At 74.6% G+C, this 3,405-nt stretch carries 2 protein-coding genes; both read right to left on the bottom strand.

From position 1 onward, the window contains the following. The coding region (locus ABZ297_RS46490; RefSeq protein ID WP_355360944.1) for an AAA family ATPase at positions 1-2,764 on the bottom strand (2,764 nt) is incomplete at its 3' end. Continuing rightward, positions 2,765-3,405, bottom strand: a 641-nt coding sequence (locus ABZ297_RS46485; RefSeq protein ID WP_355360942.1) for an exonuclease SbcCD subunit D C-terminal domain-containing protein, incomplete at its 5' end; no start/stop codon positions are given.

The following is a 3,405-nucleotide window of genomic DNA, read 5'->3' as shown; positions in this document are numbered from 1 at the left end:
GCCAAGCCGATGTCCGAGCGGGAGCAGGCGTTCGACCGGCTGCGAGCTCGCAAGACGCCGGCCTTCTTCGAGGAGATGGAGATCTCCTACGCGCCAGCGCCTCGCGCAGCAGCTCGGCCTCGTCGCCGAGGCGCGACAACCGCGCGGTGAGCGTCGGATCGTCGCCGCGGGCGCTGTCGAGGCGCGCGCTCAGCCGTCCGGCGTCGCCACTCAGTTCCTCGTGGCGGGTGCGGCAGGCGGCCAGCCGCGCCGTGACGCGCCGCCCGCGCTCCTCCAGGGCGATCCGCTCCTGCGCCAGCCCTCCGGCCTCCGCGGCCAGGACGGGCTCCCGGCCGGCGGACTCCTTCAGCCTGCGCAACTCCTCCTCGGCCGCGGCCAGCACCACGGGCGCCGACTCGGCGGGAACTCCGCCGTCCTCCCCCGAGCGCGAGGTGAGGTCGCTCTGGACGAGGCGGGACACCAGGCGGGCGCGTTCGGCCTGGAGGTGGGCGCGATGGGTGCGGTTGGCCGTGAGGGACTCGGCGAGTTCGCGGGCGCGCTCTCGCACCCGTTCGCGCTCCGTCTCGATGCGGTCGAGCTCGGCGGCCAGGGCGGGCTCGCGATCGGCGATCGCCTGCACGCGCGCCAGCTCCCGCTCGCCCTGGAGGACGGCGTCCTCGGCCGCGCCCGCGTCGAGCCCGCCCGTGGCCTCGACCGCGTCGGCGTGACGCGACTGCAGAGTGGCGAGGGCGCGTTCGGCCGCCTCGCGTTCGGCCAGGGCCGCCTCGTGGGCGCTCTCGGCCGCATGTTCGTCCTCGGGCGAGGGCGCGCTCGGAGCGGGTGAGGCGGGGTGGGGGTGCTGATCGGAGCCGCAGACCGCGCAGGGACATCCGTCGGAGAGGTCGAGGGCCAGTTCGGCGGCCATGCCGTCGATGCGGGCCTGCCGGATGTCGAGCCAGTGCTCCCGCAGGCTCTGAGCTCGGTCGACGAGGGCCTGGTGGGTTGCGGCGGCTGAGTCGAGCTCGGCGGCGAGGGCGTCGCGCCGGTGGGCGGTCTCGAGGACGGCTCTGGCCGTGTCGAGGGTCGCCGCGGCCGCCGGGGCCGTTGCCGCCTCCGCCCGTACCTCGGCCAGGCGGGCGTTGACGTCGGCGATCCGGTCGGGCAGGTCGGCCTCGGCCGCGGCCACCTCGGCCTCGCTGTCTGCCAGGCCGTCGAGCTCCGCGGCGAGCCGGGCCAGCTCACCGTCGACGCCGATCAGGTCTTTCGCGGCGTCCCGTACGTTCTGCGCCACCGGGACCCTGGCCGAGTCCGTCCGCGCCCGGGCGAGCCGCCGCTCGGCCTCCTCGATCAGCCCGGGCAGGACGGCCAGCCGTTCGGCGACGGCCTCGTCCTCGACGGTCAGCCCGGTCAGCTCGTCCTCCACCCGTCGCAGGTCTCGCCGCACCACCAGCAGCCTGGCCTCCTCGGTGAGCAGCTCGGACAGCCGCGCCATCTCCGCCTGCCGCTCGCGCTCCAGTGCGGCCAGCCACTCCGGCTCCACCCACCCGGCGAAGGAGGCGGACGACGCTTCGCCCGCAGCACGGGAGCCGGGGAACCCGGCCTCCGCCGAAGCCTGGCCATGCGACGCCCTGATCGGTGTCCGGCTGGTGAGGAGGGGGCGGGCGCGGGCCAGGGCGTCGGCGACGAGCGTGCGAAGCTTGGTGGCGGCCTCGGCGCGCTGGCGGGCGGCCATGACGAGGGGCAGGACGCGGTCGGCGCGGGCGGCGTCGTCGAGGACGGCCTGGAGGTCGGCTCGCTCCTCGGCCCGTTCGTCGAGGGTGCGGCGCAGGGTGAGGGCCTCTGCGTGGCGGCGCCGGCGCTCCGCCAGGGAGGACGCCTGCTCGAAGCGGGCCCTGGTCACGCGGAGGGCCTGCTCCGCCTGGGCCTGCCGGTCGGTCGCACGGGCGACGACGGCGCGCGCCGCGTCGAGAAGGGCACCGGCCCACCGCAGCGGCTCGGTATCAGGAGCGGGCACCGCCTCGGACGGAACCGCCTCGGACGGAACCGCCTCGGAGGGAACCGCCTCGCTCAGCGGGGTGCCGCTGACCGGCTCCGCGGACAGGGTCGAGAGGAGTTCGTCGCCCGCGGCCTCCTCCAGCCGCTGGATCGCGAAGTCAACCTGCTGCCGTAGCTCCTGCTGGTCGCGCCACGTCCGGGTGCGGTGATCGGCCAGCCAGTGCTCGGCCTGCGTGAAGATCTTGACGGTGAACAGCCGCTCCAGGAGCTTGCGGCGGTCGTCGCCGTCGGCGCGCAGGAACCTGGCGAAGTCGCCCTGCGGCAGCATCGCCACCTGGCAGAACTGGTCGGCGTTCATGCCGAGCAGCCCGCCGACGAGGTCGCCCGCCTCGTCGGACCTGGTCGTCAGGCCCTGCCAGCCCTCCCCGACCCGCTCCTCGACGATGACCTTGGCCTTCTCCTCGGTGAGGCCGGCCCCACGCAGCTTGGGGCGTTGCCACACGGGCGAGCGCTGGATGCGGAGTAACCGGCCCCGGATGGTGACCTCCAGCGTGACCGACGGGCCGGTGGAGGGCGGGGCGTGGTCGCACCGGAGGGCGCGGGCGTTGCCGCGCTGACCTGGGACGACGCCGTAGAGGGCGAAGCAGAGGGCGTCGAGGATGGTGGTCTTGCCCGCCCCCGTGGGGCCGTGCACGAGGAAGAGCCCGGCCTCCGTCAGCGCGTCGAAGTCGACGGTCTCTGTGCCGGGGAAGGACCCGAAGGCCGTGAGCGAGAGCAGGTGCGGCCGCATCTACGCCATCGTCTCCTTCGCCCTGGACGCCTCGATCGCCTGTCTTAGCAGGTCTTCCTCGTCGGGAGCGGCAGGCTCGCCGCGTACCTCGCGGACGAAGTCGAGCGCCACCTCCGCCTCCGGCCGCCCGCTCAGCCGCACCGCCTGTGCGGCCGGCGCGGCGCCGACCGGGTCGAAGGAGAGCGCGAGCGTGTGTGGGAAGCGCGCCCGCAACCGGTCCATGGCCGATTTGGGACGGACGGCGTCGGTCAGCACCACCTGCAGCCAGTGCCCTTCGAAGTCGACGTACTTCGGGGAGGTCAGCAGATCCTCGAGGTCGCCCCGCAGCCGCCCGACGGGCCGCGGCACCGGCGCGGGCACGAACTCCGCCCCTTCCCCGAGGGTCACCAGCCAGGACCCTTTCACCTGGTTGACCTCGGAGAACGAGTACGCCAGCGGCGACCCTGAGTACCGCACAGTATCGGACATCCGCTGCCGCCCGTGGAGGTGGCCGAGCGCGACGTACGACAGGTCTTCGAACAGCGAGAGCGGCACGTGCGCCACCCCGCCCACGCTGATGTCGCGCTCGCTGTCGCTGGCCTGCCCGCCGGTGACGAAGGCGTGCGCCAGCACGACCGAGTGGCGGCGCCGGACGGCGTCGG

The organism is Nonomuraea sp. NPDC005983 (assembly GCF_040614375.1).
GTDB lineage: Bacteria > Actinomycetota > Actinomycetes > Streptosporangiales > Streptosporangiaceae > Nonomuraea.
This window is presented reverse-complemented; position numbering and strand designations above follow the sequence as displayed.